The following is a 15,665-nucleotide window of genomic DNA, read 5'->3' as shown; positions in this document are numbered from 1 at the left end:
ATGGCGAACTACGATCTGGTCATTCGCGGCGGCACGGTCGGCTCCGCGACCGGCAGCTTCCGCGCCGATGTTGCGGTCAAGGACGGCAAGGTCGCCGCGCTCGGCCTTGGCCTCGCGCCGGGCGCGCGCGAGATCGACGCGACCGGCAAGCTCGTCCTGCCGGGCGGCATCGATACCCATGCCCATGTCGAGCAGGTCTCGGCCGGCGGGCTGCTCAACGCCGACACCTTCGAGAGCGCCACAGCCTCGGCGGCCTTCGGTGGCAATACGACGCTGATCTCCTTCGCCGCGCAGCACCGCGGCCTCGACCTGAGGACAGTCGTCGACGACTATGCCGCGCTCGCCCGGCGCGGCGCGCTGATCGACTACGCCTTCCACCTCATCGTCGCCAATCCAGACGCCAAGACGATCGAGCAGGACCTGCCGGCGCTGATTGGCGAGGGCCATGCCTCGATCAAGGTCTTCATGACCTACGACCTGATCAAGGTCGACGACGAGCCGCTGCTCGACCTGCTGCTGACGGCACGGCAAAACCGGGCGCTGGTCTGCGTCCATGCCGAAAACCACGGCATGATTTCCTGGATGGGCCGCAAGCTTGTCGAGAAGGGTTATGTCGCCCCAAAATACCATGCGATCAGCCATCCGCGCGGCTCCGAGGCCGAAGCTTTCAACCGGCTGATCACGGCGGCCGAGCTGCTCGACCAGCCGATCATGATCTTCCACGTCTCGACCGCCGAAGGGGCGCAGGCGATCCGCGCGGCGCGCGGTCGGGGACTTAAGGTCTTCGCCGAGACCTGCCCGCAATATCTCTTCCTGACCCGGCACGACCTCGACAAGCCGGGGCTCGAAGGCGCCAAATGGATGTGCTCGCCGCCACCGCGCGAGCAGGCCGACCAGGAGGCGCTCTGGCAGGCGCTGGCGCTCGGCGACATCCAGACCGTGTCCTCGGACCACGCGCCCTATCGTTTCGATGAGACCGGCAAGCTTTCGGCCGGCCCGAACCCGACCTTCAAGCAGATCGCCAACGGACTGCCCGGGTTGGAGACGCGGCTGCCCCTGCTGTTCGATGCGCTGGTCTCGAAGGGCCGGCCGGAATTCGCCGGTCGCGGCCTTGAGGCGTTCGTGAACCTGACCGCGACCGCGCCGGCCGAAATCTACAACCTTCCCGGCAAGGGAGCGCTGCTGCCCGGCTACGACGCCGACATCGCAATCTGGGATCCGGACAAGGCGGTGACGATCACCGACGCGGCGATGCATGATCGCACCGGCTTCACGCCGTTTGCGGGCCGCGGCGTCACCGGCTGGCCCGAACATGTTCTCGTCCGTGGCCGGGATGTCATCGGAGACGGCACGTTGCTCGCCGCCCCGGGCTCAGGCCGTTGGCTCGCTCGCACGGGCGGCAGCGCAGCGACGCCGACCGGCCGCCTCGTTGCCGATATCGACCCGCAGCAGAACTTCGGCGCGACCTTGCTCGACTGAGCGCGCGGCTGCCCGTTGGGCGCAATGCGCCGCGACCAGACATTGGGATCCTGCCCGGTAGCGGACGTCGATGTTGGAGCGAGAAATCCGAGGGCAGCCTCGGAGCAGGTTCGGATTGGTCAGTTGGGAACGTTGTTCCAGTAGTCACTCATTTCCCGCTGACGTTGCTGGTCTGGCACAGCGCCTTTGTCCCCATACAGGGTCGCGGCACCGCGGATCTGGGCCTCGGTGAGGTCAGTGCGATAGCCCGCGAGCTCCTTGTCGTAGGTGAGCTTTTCCCATGGGATCGTAACGTGGTGGCTGCCAATGCCGAGGAATCCTCCAAACGTCACGTCGACGAAGAGGACACGGCCACTGACCTTCTCGATCAAAAGCCGCTTGATGGTGCCGATCTGATCATACTTGCGGTCGAATACGGCGGTCCCTTCGACACGATCACTTTCGATGATCAAGTGCGGTGCCGGTCGCTCGGCTGGCCCCCAGAGATAAAACCCGTTCTCGATAATGCCGGCTGCGACGACGGCCCTGCTGATGGGGATGGTCCATTCCTCATTGGGCCGGATTTCTCGCATGAGCGTCCACGGCCCAAGATCCGGAGGCAAACGGCCACCGGTGGGCTCCTCGGCGAAGGCGCGTAGGTCAGGGGAGTTCACGGCTTGGAACAAGCAGTAGGTTCTCATGAGCGCCTCCCTTTACCGGATCGAGAGCCTCCAGATCGCCATCAGGAGCCGGCCACGAAATAGGCCACCCGGGTGAACAGCGTGTATTCCGACTCGAAGACCATGATCCCGACGAAGACCAGCAGCACCAGCGGCGGCAGCAGGATCGCATAGGACAGCGCCAGCCGCTCCCAGGCCATGTGCATGAACACCGCGACGATAAGGCCGGCCTTGGCCGCCATGAAGATCAGGATCAGCGACCACCGGAGATAGCCAGTGAGGTGGAAATAATCGACCAGGTAGGAACACAGGCTGAGGACGAAGAGCCAGCACCAGACCACGAGATAAAGCCTGATCGGATGCTGTTGCGCATCGGTATGAGCTATGGGCTGTGCCATGGCGACCTCACCAGAGATAGAACAGCGCGAAGATGAAGACCCAGACGAGATCGACGAAGTGCCAGTAGAGCCCGGTGATCTCGACGATCTCGTAATGCCCCTTGCGGCTCGTGAAGAAACCGCGTCGCCCATCGTCGAAATCGCCGCGCCAGACCTTGCGAGCGATGATGATCAGGAAGATCACACCGATCGTGACATGGGTGCCGTGGAAGCCGGTGATCATGAAGAAGCTGGAGCCGAACTGCTCCGCGCCCCAGGGATTGCCCCACGGGCGGACGCCTTCCGAGATCAGCTTCGACCATTCGAAGGCCTGCATGCCGACGAAGGTCGCGCCGAGCACTGCCGTCAGCAGCATCAGGATCGCGGTCTTCTTGCGGTCGCGGCGATAACCGAAATTGACCGCCATCGCCATCGTGCCGCTGCTGCTGATCAGGACGAAGGTCATGATGGCGATCAGGATGAGCGGCAGGTGGTGACCGGCGATCTCGAGCGCGAAGACTTCGCTCGCATTAGGCCAGGGCACCGTCGTCGACATCCTCACCGTCATGTAGGAGATCAGGAAGGTGCCGAAGATGAAGGTGTCGCTGAGCAGGAAGATCCACATCATGGCCTTCCCCCAGGACACATTCTTGAAAGCCCGCTGATCGGACGACCAATCCGCCACGATCCCTTGCCAGCCGGGTGCGCGACCGATCTTGGGGTTCAGGGTGTGCGGCGCGACCTCGTTCATCGTTCCGACCTCGTTTGGAGCCTCTAAGTCAGCAATCCCCGGCAGATCGCGATGAGATCATCCGTCCAGCGCATGAGGAGGCTGAACAGGATGAGCCAGACCAGCAGCAGGAAGTGCCAGTAGAAGGCGCAGAGCTCGACGCTGAGCGTAAGCTCGCCAACCGCCCGCGGAGGGCTCGCTGCCGTCAGGGCGAACGCTCTGACGCTGGTTCGGCAAAGCGCCACGAGTCCGCCCAGCATGTGCAGGCCGTGCACTGCGGTGATCAGGTAGAAGAAGGCGCTGGCGGGATTGGCAACGGTGAAATAGCCGGAGGCGGCAAGCTCGCGCCATGCCAGCAGCTGGGTTGTGAGGAAGGCGAGCGAGCACACGCCGGCTGCAAGGATGCTGGAGCGGACGTGGCTGAGTTCGTTGCAGCGCGCGGCGATCACCGCCATGTGCAGGGCGATGCTGGCGAGGATCAGCAGGCCCGTACTGAACCAGAGCACGGTCGGCATCGGCAGGGCGCGCCAGTCCGCCATGTCCATCCGCATGGAATAGGCGCTGACCAGAAGCGAGAACAGCGAACCTGCCACGACGAGGAAGGCACCGAGGCCGACCTTCGCCGTCGGGGAGGTCGGCAGCTTCGCACCGCCAGCCTCGACGCCCACCCCGACCTCGAGCCACGGCTTGTCGGCCAGCCCCTGGCGCGACAGCCACCAGCCGGCGAGGGCTGCCATCAGGACCATGAAGAGGACGATCACGACCATGGTGGCACCTCGTCACACGGTCCGCGGGGTCGGCGGCTGGTTCTGCGGCACGAAATCCTCCGCGGCGCCGGGCACGCTGTAGTCATAGGCCCAGCGGTAGACCACCGGCAGGGTCTTGCCCCAGTTGCCATGGGCGGGCGGCGTCTGCGGCGTCTGCCATTCCAGCGTGGTCGCGCGCCAGGGATTGCCGCCGGCCGGCCGGCCGTGCCTGACGCTCCAGACGAGGTTGAACAGGAAGGCGAGCTGGGCAGCGCCGACGATCAGGGCGACGATCGTGATGAATTCGTTCAGCGTCGCCGCCGAGGGTGGGACGAAGGCCATCCCGCTGATCTCGTGATAGCGGCGGGGCACGCCCATCAGCCCGATATAATGCATCGGGAAGAAGATCAGGTAGGCCCCGAGGAAGGTGACCCAGAAGTGCAGCTTCCCGAGCACGTCGCCGAGCATCCGCCCGGTGACCTTCGGATACCAATGGTAGATCGCCCCGAAGATCACGAGGATCGGCGCGACGCCCATCACCATGTGGAAATGGGCGACGACGAACATCGTATCGGAAAGCGGCACGTCGACGACGACATTGCCGAGGAACAGGCCGGTGAGCCCGCCATTGACGAAGGTGACGATGAAGCCGAGCGCGAACAGCATCGGCACGGTCAAATGGATGTCGCCGCGCCAAAGCGTCAGCACCCAGTTATAGACCTTGATGGCGGTCGGGATCGCGATGATCAGCGTCGTTGTGGCGAAGAAGAACCCGAAGGCGGGGTGCATGCCGCTGACATACATGTGGTGCGCCCAGACGACGAAGCTGAGCGCGCCAATCGCCACCAGCGCCCACACCATCATGCGGTAGCCGAAGATGTTCTTGCGGGCATGCGTGCTGATCAGGTCGGAGACGATGCCGAAGGCCGGTAGCGCCACGATGTAGACCTCGGGATGGCCGAAGAACCAGAACAGGTGCTGGAACAGGATCGGGCTGCCGCCCTTGTGGGCCAGCCGTTCCCCCATCGCGATGATGGCCGGCATGAAGAAGCTCGTGCCGATCAGCCGGTCGAGCAGCATCATCACGGCGCCGACGAAGAGCGCGGGGAACGCGAGCAGCGCCATGATGGTCGCTGTGAAGATGCCCCAGATCGTCAATGGCATGCGCATCAGCGTCATGCCTCTGGCCCGCCCTTGCAGCACGGTCACGACATAGTTCAGCCCGCCCATGGTGAAGCCGATGATGAACAGGATCAGCGAGACGAGCATCACGAGGATGCCCCATTGCTGGCCGGGCGTGTTGGCGAGGATCGCCTGCGGCGGATAGAGGGTCCACCCTGCCCCCGTCGGGCCGCCCGGCAGGAAGAAGCCGGCGACGAGAACCAGCACGGCGAGGAAATAGATCCAGAAGCTCAGCATGTTCACGTAGGGAAACACCATGTCCCGCGCGCCGAGCATCAGCGGGATGAGGTAGTTGCCGAAGCCGCCGAGGAACAAGGCGGTCAGCAGATAGATCACCATGATCATCCCGTGCATGGTGATGAACTGATAGTAGCGGTCAGGGTCGATGAAGGAGAACGCGCCAGGGAAGCCGAGCTGCAGCCGCATCAGCCAGGACAGGACCAGGGCGACCAGCCCGATCGCCAGCGCCACGATGGAATACTGGATGGCGATGACCTTGGCATCCTGCGAGAAGACATACTTCGTGATCCAGCTCTTCGGGTGATACAGCTCGACATCGTCGACCTCGGCCGCTGACAGCGGTCCGGCTGCGTCATGCGTCACGTCGGCCATCGGAGCATCTCCCACTCCCTTCGGACGCAGCCCCTGTTCCGGGGCTTGATCCCGTATCGATCCCTAGTTCTTCGCCTGCGTCCTCACCGGCGCCTGGAGTTGGGCGAAGGTTTTTTGTTGCTGCAGCCAGGCCTGGTAGTTGCCCTCCGGCTCGACCACGACATTGCCGCGCATGAACGTGTGGCCGGTACCGCAGAGCTCGGCGCACAGCACGTCGAAGGTGCCGGCCCGCGTTGGCGTGAACCAGTAATAGGTGACGCTGCCGGGGATCATGTCCATCTTGGCGCGAAACTCCGGCACATAGAAATTGTGCAGGACATCGACCGCGCGCAACAGCATCTTCACCGGCTTGCCGAGCGGGAGGTGGAGGTTGTCGCCCTGGATGACGACGTCGTCCTGCCCGTGCGGATCCTTGGGATCGATGCCCAGCGGGTTCTCGGGGGTGATGTGGGCGACGTCGGAGGCACCGATCCTGCCGTCGGCGCCCGGCAGCCGGTAGGCCCATTGCCATTGCTGGGCGACGACCTCGACAATGGTAGCGTCCTTCGGAACCGTGACGAACTGGTGCCAGACGACGAGACCGGGTGCGAGCATGGCGGCGACGCCGACGCCCGTCCCGACCGCGAGCCACCATTCCAGCCGCTTGTTCTCGGGTTCGTAGGCCGCGCGGTTGCCCTCGCGATGGCGGAACCGGAGGACGCAATAGGCCATGAACAGCACGACGGCAGCGAAGACGACGCCGGTGATCCAGAACGTGATGATGATGGTGTCGTCGATATAGCCCCAGTTGGAGGCGATCGGCGTCCACCACCACGGGCTCAGGAAGTGGAACACCACCGAGCCGATCACGACCAGAGCCAAGACGACCGCGACACCCATTCCTTTTTCATCCTTGCCGAGGGCGGCATGAACAGGAACCAGGCAATGCCGCGGCGCAGGTAACGCGCCTCGGCGCTACGTAAACGAGCTCACTTTCGATATGAAAACGGGGTTGGGGCCCGAAACGAAACGGGCCCATTGCTTAAAACGATCGAGGTCAACAAGATCGGAGGCGGCACATGGCTGCCGCTGGGCGCGGGCTCGGCCGAGCGCGCCGTCGGGCTGCAAGTTTTGCTTCCTGTTCGCCATCGCCGAACCTTTGGTTCGCCTGGACGACCACGCGTCGTATCTGACGCAAAAACTCTCAGCCGGGCTGCAGGACACTCAAGCCTCCAGCCCATAGTCACCTGATGTTGTCGTCCTGCTCGCGGTGGTTGTCAATCGAACCCACATCGCAGCCGACGCGGCTGCGGCTGCATTCAAGCGCCGATCCGGCTATTTTTTCTTTCCGTCCGCGTCAAATTGCTTGAGGAAGGCGAGGATGTCGTCGATTTCCTGGTCCGACTTGAGACCCGGAAACACCATCTTGGTACTCGGGATCTTGGCTTGTGGCGCCTTGATGTAATCTCGGAAGGTAGGCTCATCCCACGTGATGCCGGAGTTCTTATTGGCAGGCGAGTAGCTGTAGCCCTCGATCGATCCCGCCGCCCGACCGAAAAGGCCATTCAGTTTCGGCCCGACGGCGTTCTTGGCCGTCTCTCCGATCTGGTGACAGGCGCGGCATTTCAGGAAAACCTTCTCACCCGCAGCGGGATCGCCGACCGCTTTGGCCGGATGAGGCAGGGCCGCAAACATCAACGAGGCCATCAAGGTCCAACGCAGCATCGAAGGTTCTCCCTCGAACTCGGAGGCGACCCTATCCGCTCAATTGCGGCCGAGCCGCACAACCTTTCGTAATACGCTTACATCATTGCCGGCTTCCCTCCAATTCGGGGGCGATCGGCGTCGCGCCAATCCGGCTGAGGCAGCTTGAGGATGAGAACGCCAAGCTTAGGAAACTGGCGCCGATCCACCGGCACTTAAGCCGCTCAAAGTGCGTACGGGCATCGAACGATCACCAAGTACTCGGGGCGTCGCGACATTGCCTGGAACACCGACATAAATGGGCACGCGAGGCGAACGGAGTTCTTGATAAACCGGCAACAGGCCAATCCTCAAGACAGCGCTCCCTATGCCATCCGCCGCTCCCCCAATCATCGCGCCGCTCCATCCGAGAACGACAGAATCTGGACTTCATCGTCGCAGCAATGCCGATTTTTTTACAGTATCAGCCCATCGCGGACCAATCCTAGGCCCCTCAAAGCAGGATTCCCAGAAGCAGACCTTCCACGAGTCAGCAAAGGGCCGGAGGCCGACATTGGTCTGATGTCCGACAGCAGACCTTGCCCGTCAAGCTGGTCAACTCCATGCTGATCCGGCCCAACAGCCAGCGAAGTTTCGCTCTGAATCCATTGCGCTCACAATAGAGCGGGGCCGGCACTTCTACGCCAACGGCCGCCCCTTCTCGCTTACGAGAACATCTCGCGGTCCTTGATCCGCCGCACGTCCGTGTAGTCCTTCAGGTACCAAGGGTCGGCTCCGTCCGCCGGTGGCAGCTTCAACTGCAGCTTAGTGCCCGCGACCTTCGCTTCCCGGAGGGCGATGCGGAAGTGGTAGTGGTCGAAGGTTCGCAGCGCTTCCACCATGTAGGACACTGCGATCCGCCGGTCCCGGGCGAGGATCAAGTTCTCGCCATTGGTCACGTCGGCCGCCTTGGAAAAGTTGTACGAGCCAAGATAGACGCGTGCACTTGGCTTGTCGAAATCGATCACCACAAACTTATGGTGCATGCGATTTCCGCCACCGCCTACCGGCTCGACATTGAACGGCGCCGGCGTGCTGCCCTTCAGCAACGCGGTGGGGAATACCGCTGGCGGATTCCCGTCCGGCTTCTGCACGTCGAGCCCGCCGACCTTCTTATCGGAAATGCCGTAGACGAAGCGCGCCTCGTTATCCCGGACTCGCTTCACCGCATCGCGGATCGTCCCAGGCGTCTGGTAGAGGAATGCCAACGAGAACAGCAGGCTCGACTTGGTGCTGTCGATGTCGTCGGCGATCTTCTTAAGCTGGGCGTTCGCCGGTGCGTGTGGCGAGAACGTCACCTTGACGTCCACCCCGGTGATTCCGAGGTCGCGCCAGTTCGCCGAACGGCTGGTCGCGAACCCGGCTTCTACCCAAAAATCCTCGAACGCCTCTCGGAACACCTGGACCGGCTCGGCGCCTGTGAGAATAATCGCATTGTTCGACTGCACGTAAAAGCCGCGCCAGCTGAAGTTGGTCGACCCCCCGATCGCCTTCTTCACTCGGTCGCCTTCGACCACAATCATCTTATTGTGCTGCAACTTCCCCATGTTCTGGCGTTTGACGTTGCGGGCGCCGGCCGAAGCGATGAGGATATCCGCCGACTGCGTCTCCCCCGAATGCGGCTCGCCGTGCTTGCCATCATCGTCGATGATGATCTTGAGCCGTGGCCCCAACTGCCGCAGCCGGTCGACGAACCCCTTCTCGCTGAGGTCATAGGCGACGACGTAGACATTGGCGCTCGCATCGGCGATCGCCTCATCCAGCGTCTCGTAGATCGCATGCCGCCCCTCGAAACCCATCCAGTTAAGGGCATCCTCCGCCTTGGGATGGGTCGGGGTAAACTCCAGCCCGTCATCAGCGCTTTCCGGCAGCAGCGTATCGATCGGCCCATGCCGTTCATAGCGATCGACAAAGGCCTGCGAAGACACAAAACCGCGCGTGTACGCCACGTTCAGCAAGCCTGGATAGGTCTCGCGCCTGAGCTCGATATCCGCGGTCTGCGGTTCGCCGTAGCTCAGCTGCTGCGCCTCATCCATGAAGACCGGCGTCACCATGTAGGTGTATTCGCCGGGTATCTCTGCGTTGAACGGGAAATGCACCCAGCGGAACTTCTGGATCGGCGACAGGCGCGACGATAGTTTGTTGGGATTGACCTCCCCGGCTGGGCCTGGAAACGCGATCCGGTTGTGCACCGCGAGGAACCGCGTTCCGCCCGGGATCCGGTACTCGATGGCAAAGCCGACGAAATCCCGCGGAGGCTGCCCGTTGCGCCAGTTCATCGCCAACAGCGCCATGCCATCGCCGCGGTGCACCTTCAGCGAGAAGGCCGCCGTCCCATTCTTGCCCGTTACTTGAAACTCTCCGGCCATTCCGCTGCCTCCCGAGCAACCCTGCCGCCCCAGCAGCAGTACTTTCGAACGAAATATGATGACCTAAGGTAATGGCATTTGGGTGACACTACCATGGGTGAACGCTGACGGAACGCCAGATCTCAGTAGGGAAATCAAAGCTGCCGCAGTTGCAAAAAACTGCCGCAATTTTGCTGGTTCGCGCGGGCTGCTCGGCGGGTTTCTGACCTGACAATCGATATCCAGGTGGAGGCGAAGCGCTGCGCCCTTGTTGCAAAAATTGCGTAATCCGTAGGAAGACGTCCGGCGAGAGCGGGCGTTGCTCGTTTTGGCGCGCAACCCACCTCTGATTGCCGAGCCGCCTGGCCCGCCCGGGCGCGGCTCTGCGCTTTGTCTGTCTCCTTAGAACCGGGGCCCTGCCCTCGCTGGCCGCCCCGCTTTTGCGACGCACCGCATCGCGGCCCTTAACTCGGGATTAGTGCGTCAGGATGCGGTGCTATCCGCCGGCGGCGACCACCTTCCGGCCGCTCGATCAGGACCTCCTGGCGGTGCTTGGACATGTCGATCGCTACCAGCACGGCGCCGGTCGGAGTAGAAAAGCGCTTGGCCATGGTCGGCCTCGCTCCAAAGTGTTGTCTCGACAACCTCACTTTAGAGACCTGCTGGCCGGCCATGACCGGCGTGACGGCGCGCTGCGCTACGCAAGGCTTCGCGCGCCGTCAGCCAACGGTCGAGCCTCTTCCCAAGGTACTATGGCAGCGAGTTCACCAGCAACGCGATCCTGGCATGGGCGGATCGGACCTGCGTCGAATGGCACTATATCGCGCCCGGCAAGCCGATGCAGAACGGCTTCATCGAAAGCTTCAACGGCCGCGTGAGGGATTAGCTGCTGAACGAGACGCTGTTCTCGTCCCTGTCGCAGGCTCGGGCCGCATTGGCCAATTGGCGCACCGATTACAACACCGACCGCCCTCACCCCCAGCTCGGCTGGCAGACGCCCGCGGGCTTCGCCTCGACCCTCACCCTGCGCCGGCCCTGGCGCCGCGCTATGCGATAAGCACAGCCCCAGAGCCCGTCGCTTCACCTGCCCGAACGGGCGCCAACCCCGCCAGAAACGAACTCGGCGCCGGATAAAAACTGGGGCAACGTCAACTCCGTCCCCAGCCCGTTTTGCGAGATCGGAATTTTCCTGCTCCGAGCGGTCAGGAAACCGGAGGCAGGCCAACTGACCCGTCTATACGTCGAAGCAAGGTGCTGTGCGCAGCGGACATCTCGTTGACATTCCCGGCATTCTGAAACTAGCATTGCTCCTACTAGCGTTTCGGGCGCAGCGACGAGGCTGCGGAAACATAACAGGCGATGCTGCCTCCATCGATCGGGCTCGGCCCTGGTCGTGGGGGCTTTTTTGTTTGGCGGGGGGATGGCCGGAAGAGGTTGCCTGAGCGGGAACTACTCAGGGCGAGCGCAAAGAACGAGATGCCGCCCAACGCGTTGAGGGACGCGGGAGGAGATAATAATCGATGAAAAAAGCGGTTCGTTGCGCAGAGCGGACATCCGCTCCGTGGCGTGTGGGCGTGCTGTTTTCGCGGACCGGCTTCATGTCGGTCATCGAGGAGACGCAGCTGCGCGGAACCTTGATCGCGATCGACGAGATCAACGATCGCGGCGGTGTTCACGGCCGGCCGATCGAGCCGGTGATCTACGATCCGGGCTCGGATGCCCGCTCCTATGGGCAATATGCCAAGCGGCTGATGGTCGAGGACGGGGTCAGCACGATCTTCGGCTGCTATACTTCTTCAAGTCGCAAGGCCGTCCTGCCCGTGGTCGAGCGGCTCGACGGCTTGCTCTGGTATCCGACGCTCTACGAGGGTTTCGAGTTTTCGCCCAACGTCATCTACACCGGCGCGACACCGAACCAGAATTCCGTGCAGCTCTGCCGCGCGCTGATGCAGCAATTCGGCACCCGCTTCTTCTTCATTGGCTCCGACTACATCTATCCGCGTGAATCCAACCGGGTGATGCGCGATCTCGTCCGCAGCAATGGCGGCACGGTCGTTGGTGAGCAGTATCTGCGGCTGGAAGCGGACCGCAGCGAGTTCGTGCCCCTGCTGCGCGAGATCAAGCGCGCCCAGCCCGACGTCATCTTCTCGACCGTCGTCGGCGAGGCCACCACCTTCCTCTATCAGGCCTATCACGATCTTGGCCTGAACCCGAAGACAGTCCCGATCGCCAGCCTGACCACGACCGAGGCCGAAATCCGGGCGATGGGCCACGATGTCGGAGAAGGGCACTACACCGCGGCAGCTTATTTCCAATGCGTCGAGAACGAGCGCAATTCGGATTTCGTCGCCCGCTATCACAAGCGCTACGGCGACGACGAACCAACGAACATGTGCCTGGAATCGTCCTACTTCCAGGTCAATGTCTTCGCGAAGTCGCTGGAGGCGACGAACTCGCTGGATACGCGCTGCTTGCGTTCCTGGGTCATGGGTGCCGAATTCGACGCGCCGCAGGGCTGCGTTTCGATCAATCCGGTCTGGGGGCATGCCGATGTATGGACGCGGATCGGACGCGCCAACCGCAACGGGCAGTTCGATATCGTCTTCCAGTCCGCCACAAGCGTGAAGTCCGACCCCTATCTGATGGGACAGGGCCGCACGCTCGAACTGTGCTGAACACACAAGAATGGCCATCGGCCGCGACTGAGAAGAGGCGACCAGCTTCATGGCGATGTCAGGCTATGCATACGAACGCGCTGGCGGGCCGCATCCCGCCGAGCCCCGCGCAGCCGTTTCCGAACGACCGGCGCGGCAGGGTTCCGTCGAACCGGAACTCAATATCGCCGTGATGGTCGAGCGCGACGACCATGGCGAATTCCTCATCCGCGAACTGCAACGCCAGCGCGTCACGGTGCGGCACATCTGGCCGCTGCCGTCGCAGATTCCGTTGCAATACGACGCCATCTTCTGCGCGCTCTCTGTGGACCTGCCGCAGCGCATCCCCTGGGTTCCGGGCGAGCCTTCCTCGGCGCTGATCCTGGTCGATGACGGCAAGGCGCCGCTGAATCTTAAGCTCATCCACAACTGCGCCGCGCACGGCCTGCTGCACTATCCGGCCACGTCGCGGGTGATCCAGTCGGTGCTGATGCTCGCGCGCGAGCATTTTCAGTACGAGCGGCGCCTGCGCGGCCGGATCGAGAAGCTCGATGAGAATCTGCGCACGATGCGGGTTGTCGAGCGCGCCAAAGTGCTGCTGATCCGGCTCAAGAACCTGACCGAGGACGAGGCCTATAACTTCCTGCGTAAGCAGGCCATGGAAAAGCGCGTCACCATCGCGGCCGTCGCCACGGCCGTGATTGACTCGCATGATTTGCTTAGTTAGCGTTGCTACAGTTCCAAGACGGCAAGGACGCCGTCGGCACATAGCGGGTCATGATGCCCCACGCAGTCGCGGAAGCGAAGCGTGGGGTTTTTTGTTTTCTAGGCCCAGTTCGATACGCGTTAGCGCGGCGAAGCTGCCGCACTCCACATTCCGAGGCGAAGAAGCCCCGAACGACTCCGTCCATCCGGACGGCGCCGCTCGGGGCTTTTTCTTTTGCAAGAAAAAAGGGGAAGAGGGTGAAAAACGACAGGCGCACATTCATCAAACACGCTGCCGCAGCGGGTGCTTTCACCGCCGCAGGATTCCCGCATATCTGGTCGAAGAACGCTTCGCTGGCCTATGCCCAGAGCGGGCAGATCAAGGTCGGCGTCCTCTTCTCTCTCACCGGCACCACCGCCATCATCGAGGAGTCGCTGAACAAGGCGACGATCATGGCGATCGAGGAGATCAACGCCGCCGGCGGCATCAACGGCATGAAGATCGTGCCTGTCGTCGAGGATCCGGCCTCCGATCCCGCGACTTTCGCCGAGAAGGCCCGCAAGCTCGTGCTCAGCGACAAATGCGTCTCGGTGTTCGGATCCTACACTTCGGCCAGCCGCAAGGCGGTTCTGCCGGTCTTCGAGAGACAGGCGAACCTGTATTTCTACCCGACGCTCTATGAGGGCCGCGAGTGCTCGAAGAACGTCATCTATACCGGCGCCGTCCCCAATCAGCAGCAGGACGACTTCGTGCCCTGGCTGGTCGAGAAATTCGGCAAGCGCTGGTACATGATCGGCTCGAACTACATCTACCCGAAGGAAGAGAACAACTACTGCAAGAAGCTGCTGAAGAGCCTCGGCGCCGAGGTGATCGCCGAGGAATACGTCCCACTCGGACATTCCGAATTCTCGTCGGTGATCAACAAGTTCCGCTCCGAGAAGCCGAACGTGATCTTCTCCACCGTGGTCGGGGATTCGGTCGTGGCGCTGCACCGGCAATACCGCGCCGCCGGTCTCGACCCGGCGACGATGCCGATGGCGAGCCTGACCACCTCGGAAAACGAGGTCGCGGCGATGGGCGGTGATGCGGCCGCCGGCCACTTCACCTCGGCGCCTTATTTCATGGTGCACGAATCCCCCGAGAACAGGAAGTTCGTCGAGGCCTACCGGAAGCGCTGGGGCGCCGACAAGGTCACGCATTTCGTGTCGGAATCGTCCTATTTCCAAGTCTATCTGTTCAAGCAGGCGGTGGCGAAGCTGAAGGCGGGCGACATCAACCCGCTCACCATTCGCGAGGCCCTGAAGGGCGAGCAGTTCCAGGCGCCTCAGGGGCTGGTCAAGGTCGAGCCCGAGAACCTGCATTGCTGGCTGCATCCCAAGATCGGCCAGTGCCAGTCGGACGGGCAGTTCAAGATCCTGAAGCAGTCGGCAAACTGGCTCGAGCCGAACCCCTACAGTGCCTATCCGAACCAGAAGTGCACGGCCGAAGGACTGAAGGAAATCTGATCTTTCGATTTCGCCGGCGGCCGCCTCAGGCGGCCGCCCTGCACGCCTCCGGACAGGTTCGTCATGGATTTCGTCGTTTCTCAGCTGCTGACCGGGCTCAGCCTGTCGTCGATCCTGCTGCTCGTCGCGCTCGGTCTTGCCATCATCTACGGCGTCACCGGCGTCATCAATCTCGCCCATGGCGAGTTCGTGATGCTCGGGGCTTACTGCGCCTGGCTGCTGCAAACCCAGCTCGGCTTGGGCCTGCTGCCGAGCCTGATTCCGATCTTCGTCGCCGTGGCGCTGCTGGGCCTCGCCATCGAATACCTGGTCATCCGCCATCTCTACGACCGGCCGCTCGACACCATCCTGGCGACCTGGGGGCTCGGCGTCATGGCCCAGCAGATCGTGCGCCTGCTGGCAGGCGGCGAACTGCGCTATGTCCAGATGCCGGCGGCACTCTCCGGAAGCGTCAACATTCTCGGCGCCACCGAGTCCGCCTATCGCCTGTTCGTTCTGGCGGTCGCACTCGGGCTGTTCGCCCTGACTTGGCATGTCTACCGCCATACCTCGATCGGCCTGCAATTGCGGGCGATCACCCAGAACCGCCAGATCGCCTCGAGCTTCGGCATCAATGCCGGCCGCGCCTACCGGCTGACTTTCGCATACGGCGCCGGCATCGCGGGGCTGGCTGGGGCGCTGATCTCGCCGCTCAAGAGCGTCTCGCCGGAGATGGGCACGGGCTACGTCGTCGACGCCTTCATGGTCGTCGTGGTCGGCGGCGTCCAGAGCCTGTTCGGCACGGTCGTCAGCTCCGGCCTGCTTGGAGAGCTCACCGGCGCGCTCGCCTATCTCAGCAACGACACCATCGCCAAGGCGCTCGTGCTCGCCGCGGTCGTCGTCATCATCCGCTTCCGGCCGCAGGGGCTCTTCACGCCCCGCATCCGCGCCTGACACCTTCATGAA

The 15,665-nt window shown here is 62.9% G+C and carries 13 protein-coding genes and 1 pseudogene; 6 read left to right on the top strand and 8 right to left on the bottom strand.

The genetic code is table 11. The features are described 5' to 3' along the window. A complete protein-coding gene (gene hydA, locus BLM15_RS04950; protein ID WP_126110915.1) occupies positions 1–1,479 on the top strand; it encodes a dihydropyrimidinase in 1,479 nt (492 codons plus the stop codon). Between the two features lie 119 nt (positions 1,480–1,598). On the opposite strand, the gene BLM15_RS04945 is transcribed toward hydA, so the two are convergent. From BLM15_RS04945 to BLM15_RS04910, 8 genes are all read right to left on the bottom strand, one after another. After that, positions 1,599–2,159, bottom strand: coding sequence for a PRC-barrel domain-containing protein (locus BLM15_RS04945; protein ID WP_126110913.1), 561 nt, complete (start codon positions 2,157–2,159; stop codon positions 1,599–1,601). Positions 2,160–2,200: 41 nt separating this feature from the next. Then, entirely contained in the window at positions 2,201–2,536 is a 336-nt protein-coding gene (locus BLM15_RS04940; RefSeq protein ID WP_126110911.1) for a cytochrome C oxidase subunit IV family protein, read from the bottom strand. A 7-nt stretch (positions 2,537–2,543) separates the two neighbouring features. Continuing rightward, positions 2,544–3,266: a heme-copper oxidase subunit III family protein gene (locus BLM15_RS04935; RefSeq protein WP_126110909.1), complete on the bottom strand. Its 723-nt coding sequence runs from the start codon at positions 3,264–3,266 to the stop codon at positions 2,544–2,546. A 23-nt stretch (positions 3,267–3,289) separates the two neighbouring features. Next, entirely contained in the window at positions 3,290–4,012 is a 723-nt protein-coding gene (locus BLM15_RS04930; RefSeq protein WP_126110907.1) for a cytochrome c oxidase subunit 3, read from the bottom strand. Between the two features lie 12 nt (positions 4,013–4,024). Next, positions 4,025–5,785, bottom strand: a complete 1,761-nt coding sequence (locus BLM15_RS04925) for a cytochrome c oxidase subunit I (RefSeq protein WP_126110905.1) — start codon at positions 5,783–5,785, stop codon at positions 4,025–4,027. A 63-nt stretch (positions 5,786–5,848) separates the two neighbouring features. After that, positions 5,849–6,664, bottom strand: coding sequence for a cytochrome c oxidase subunit II (locus BLM15_RS04920; protein ID WP_126110903.1), 816 nt, complete (start codon positions 6,662–6,664; stop codon positions 5,849–5,851). Positions 6,665–7,099: 435 nt separating this feature from the next. Then, entirely contained in the window at positions 7,100–7,489 is a 390-nt protein-coding gene (locus BLM15_RS04915) for a c-type cytochrome (RefSeq protein ID WP_126110901.1), read from the bottom strand. 683 nt (positions 7,490–8,172) lie between these two features. Beyond that, on the bottom strand, positions 8,173–9,876 hold the full coding sequence (locus BLM15_RS04910) for a phospholipase D-like domain-containing protein (RefSeq protein ID WP_126110899.1): 1,704 nt from the start codon (positions 9,874–9,876) through the stop codon (positions 8,173–8,175). A gap of 733 nt (positions 9,877–10,609) precedes the next feature. On the opposite strand from BLM15_RS04910, the pseudogene BLM15_RS31585 reads away from it, so the two are divergent. From BLM15_RS31585 to urtB, 5 genes and pseudogenes are all read left to right on the top strand, one after another. Further along, positions 10,610–10,912 (top strand): annotated as a pseudogene (locus BLM15_RS31585) (integrase core domain-containing protein); the annotation flags it as partial. A gap of 541 nt (positions 10,913–11,453) precedes the next feature. Then, positions 11,454–12,530 (top strand): transporter substrate-binding domain-containing protein, encoded by a 1,077-nt coding sequence (locus BLM15_RS04895; RefSeq protein ID WP_335904818.1) that lies wholly within the window; start codon positions 11,454–11,456, stop codon positions 12,528–12,530. Positions 12,531–12,579: 49 nt separating this feature from the next. Next, positions 12,580–13,236, top strand: coding sequence for an ANTAR domain-containing response regulator (locus BLM15_RS04890; protein ID WP_126110895.1), 657 nt, complete (start codon positions 12,580–12,582; stop codon positions 13,234–13,236). A gap of 236 nt (positions 13,237–13,472) precedes the next feature. Then, positions 13,473–14,720, top strand: a complete 1,248-nt coding sequence (locus BLM15_RS04885; RefSeq protein WP_126110893.1) for a transporter substrate-binding domain-containing protein — start codon at positions 13,473–13,475, stop codon at positions 14,718–14,720. Between the two features lie 63 nt (positions 14,721–14,783). Continuing rightward, positions 14,784–15,653, top strand: a complete 870-nt coding sequence (gene urtB, locus BLM15_RS04880) for an urea ABC transporter permease subunit UrtB (protein ID WP_126110891.1) — start codon at positions 14,784–14,786, stop codon at positions 15,651–15,653. Positions 15,654–15,665 lie beyond the last annotated feature (12 nt).

This window comes from Bosea sp. Tri-49, assembly GCF_003952665.1.
In the GTDB taxonomy this organism is placed as follows: domain Bacteria; phylum Pseudomonadota; class Alphaproteobacteria; order Rhizobiales; family Beijerinckiaceae; genus Allobosea.
The sequence above is the reverse complement of the archived record's forward strand: the minus strand, read 5'-3'. Positions and strand labels throughout refer to the sequence as shown.

What these genes read in the sequence shown, in the direction of transcription:
- BLM15_RS04895 (WP_335904818.1), top strand. Translation starts at nt 11,454, where the DNA reads ATGTCGGTCATCGAGGAGACGCAGCTGCGCGGAACCTTGATCGCGATC.
- BLM15_RS04925 (WP_126110905.1), bottom strand. Translation starts at nt 5,785, where the DNA reads ATGGCCGACGTGACGCATGACGCAGCCGGACCGCTGTCAGCGGCCGAG.
- urtB (WP_126110891.1), top strand. Translation starts at nt 14,784, where the DNA reads ATGGATTTCGTCGTTTCTCAGCTGCTGACCGGGCTCAGCCTGTCGTCG.
- BLM15_RS04940 (WP_126110911.1), bottom strand. Translation starts at nt 2,536, where the DNA reads ATGGCACAGCCCATAGCTCATACCGATGCGCAACAGCATCCGATCAGG.
- BLM15_RS04930 (WP_126110907.1), bottom strand. Translation starts at nt 4,012, where the DNA reads ATGGTCGTGATCGTCCTCTTCATGGTCCTGATGGCAGCCCTCGCCGGC.
- BLM15_RS04935 (WP_126110909.1), bottom strand. Translation starts at nt 3,266, where the DNA reads ATGAACGAGGTCGCGCCGCACACCCTGAACCCCAAGATCGGTCGCGCA.
- BLM15_RS04920 (WP_126110903.1), bottom strand. Translation starts at nt 6,664, where the DNA reads ATGGGTGTCGCGGTCGTCTTGGCTCTGGTCGTGATCGGCTCGGTGGTG.
- BLM15_RS04890 (WP_126110895.1), top strand. Translation starts at nt 12,580, where the DNA reads ATGGCGATGTCAGGCTATGCATACGAACGCGCTGGCGGGCCGCATCCC.
- BLM15_RS04945 (WP_126110913.1), bottom strand. Translation starts at nt 2,159, where the DNA reads ATGAGAACCTACTGCTTGTTCCAAGCCGTGAACTCCCCTGACCTACGC.
- BLM15_RS04915 (WP_126110901.1), bottom strand. Translation starts at nt 7,489, where the DNA reads ATGCTGCGTTGGACCTTGATGGCCTCGTTGATGTTTGCGGCCCTGCCT.
- BLM15_RS04910 (WP_126110899.1), bottom strand. Translation starts at nt 9,876, where the DNA reads ATGGCCGGAGAGTTTCAAGTAACGGGCAAGAATGGGACGGCGGCCTTC.
- hydA (WP_126110915.1), top strand. Translation starts at nt 1, where the DNA reads ATGGCGAACTACGATCTGGTCATTCGCGGCGGCACGGTCGGCTCCGCG.